Origin of the sequence: uncultured Porphyromonas sp., assembly GCF_938039215.1 — a bacterium.
Classification (GTDB): domain Bacteria; phylum Bacteroidota; class Bacteroidia; order Bacteroidales; family Porphyromonadaceae; genus Porphyromonas.
In genome coordinates, this window is the sequence record NZ_CALHVI010000044.1 from 1 (window position 1) to 2,168 (window position 2,168).

At 54.6% G+C, this 2,168-nt stretch carries 1 protein-coding gene and 1 pseudogene; both read left to right on the forward strand.

Going from position 1 to position 2,168, the window contains the following annotated elements:
* The first annotated feature begins 300 nt into the window (after positions 1-300).
* Positions 301-1,851 (forward strand): type I restriction-modification system subunit M, encoded by a 1,551-nt coding sequence (locus Q0336_RS06070; protein ID WP_298526659.1) that lies wholly within the window; start codon positions 301-303, stop codon positions 1,849-1,851.
* Positions 1,848-2,168, forward strand: a pseudogene (locus Q0336_RS06075) (restriction endonuclease subunit S); the annotation flags it as partial. The gene Q0336_RS06070 and the pseudogene Q0336_RS06075, both read left to right, overlap by 4 nt.

The window sequence follows — 2,168 nt, forward strand, 5'->3', positions numbered from 1 at the left end:
GTCCCTCCGCCGCCCCATGAATGGGTAACTAGTTCGCCCTGCCGTGAGGCGCTCTAGAGCCCCAGCCTTAGCTAGGCTCTTACTGAGCTGAGGCGTAACAAGAGGGAGCACAGATGATCGGCGCATCTCCCCACGTAGCCGAACGCAAAGGATCAAACAAAAAAGGGACACCGGAGCTGAAAGCCCTGCTCTTAAAGACCCTCCCGAAACACCAACGCATAAGTCCTGACACCTCTCTTCTCCCCTCGCCTAAAGTCTGAGAGAATCAGTATCTTTATCCCTTCAAAAAAGTGAACCTAAATGACAAGCAACATACAACGCGAGCAGCTCCATAGCCAGATCTGGAAGATGGCGGGTGAGGTGCGTGGTGCCGTCGATGGATGGGACTTCAAGCAGTTCGTCCTCGGGATGCTCTTCTACCGCTTCCTTAGTGAGCACTTCGCCGCCTATGTCGAGACTGGTGCCCAGACAGGCTTCCGCTATGCAGACCTATTGGATGAGGGTGTTCCTGACGAGAGCCGTGTGGCTTTGATTGAACAGAAGGGCTACTTCATCGCCCCCAGCCAGCTCTTTGAGAACGTCGCTCGAGATGCAGCCAAGGATAAGGATCTGAACATCCGCCTGCGGGAGATCTTCGATGCTATCGAGGGCTCTGCCGTGGGCTATAAGTCCGAACCCGATCTCAAGGGGCTCTTTGCCGACTTCGACACGACGAGTACCCGCCTGGGGACGACGGTCGACGAGAAGAACCGCCGTCTGTGTGCAGTGATGCAGGGCGTGGCGACACTGGACTTCGGTGCCTTTGAGGATAGTCAGATCGACCTCTTCGGCGATGCCTATGAGTTCCTGATCTCGAACTATGCCGCCAATGCCGGGAAGTCGGGAGGGGAGTTCTTCACACCCTCACAGGTCTCCAGACTCATCGCCAAGCTCGCTCTCCATGGGCAGACGCAGGTCAATAAGATCTATGACCCCGCATGTGGCTCGGGATCGCTCCTCTTGCAGGCTCGTCGCCTCTTTGAGGTGGATAGGATACGAGAGGGCTTCTACGGGCAGGAGGTCAACCTGACGACCTACAATCTGGCGCGTATGAATATGTTCCTCCACGGGATCAATTACAACGACTTTGATATCCAGCTGGGGGATACACTCCTCGATCCCAAGCACACCGAGGAGAAGCCCTTCGATGCCATCGTATCGAACCCTCCTTACTCCATCTCCTGGGCGGGCTCGGAGAATCCGACGCTGATCAATGATGAGCGCTTTGCTCCTGCAGGGGTATTGGCACCACGATCCAAGGCGGACTTTGCCTTCATCCTCCATGCGGTGAACCACCTCTCGGCGCGAGGCCGTGCGGCGGTGGTCTGCTTCCCTGGAATCTTCTACCGAGGAAGGGCTGAGCGGAAGATCCGCAAGTACCTCGTCGACTCGAACTATATCGAGTGCATTATCTCCCTCCCGACGAACCTCTTCTACGGCACGAGTATTGCGGTGAATATCCTCACGCTCTCCAAGCACAAAGCCGACGCGCGCATCCGCTTCATCGATGCCAGCGGCGAGGACTTCTTCCGCAAGGAGACGAATAACAACGTCCTCACGGATGAGCATATCGCACATATCGTCGAGCTCTTTGCCAGCGGTGAGGATGTCCCACACGTGGCACGCTGGGTAGACCTCAAGGAGGTCGAGGAGCAGGACTACAACCTCTCGGTAAGTAGCTATATCGAAGCCGAAGATACTCGCGAGGAGATCGATATCACCAATCTCAATAGCCGCATCCAGCAGACGGTGGCACGTATCAATACGCTCCGCTCAGATATTGACGCCATCATCAGCGAGCTCGAGGCATGATCACATATATCGAAAAGCTCCTCAAAGGTCAGCCCGTCGAGTGGAAGACACTTGGCGAGGTCGGTACATTTGTTCGTGGAGGTAGTCTGCAGAAGAAAGATTTACAAGATAGCGGTGTGCCTGCTATTCACTACGGGCAGATATATACTTACTATGGTAGATTTACCTATGATACCAAGTCTTTTGTTACCGATGAATTTGCAAAGAAGTCACGGCGTGCAAGTCCTGGTGATTTGATTATTGCGACTACGAGTGAGAATGATGATGATGTGTGCAAGGCCGTTGCGTGGCTTGGAGATAGCCTCCTTGTGGTAAGT

Coding starts and splice junctions, on each gene's coding strand:
- Q0336_RS06070 (WP_298526659.1), top strand. CDS start 301: ATGACAAGCAACATACAACGCGAGCAGCTCCATAGCCAGATCTGGAAG.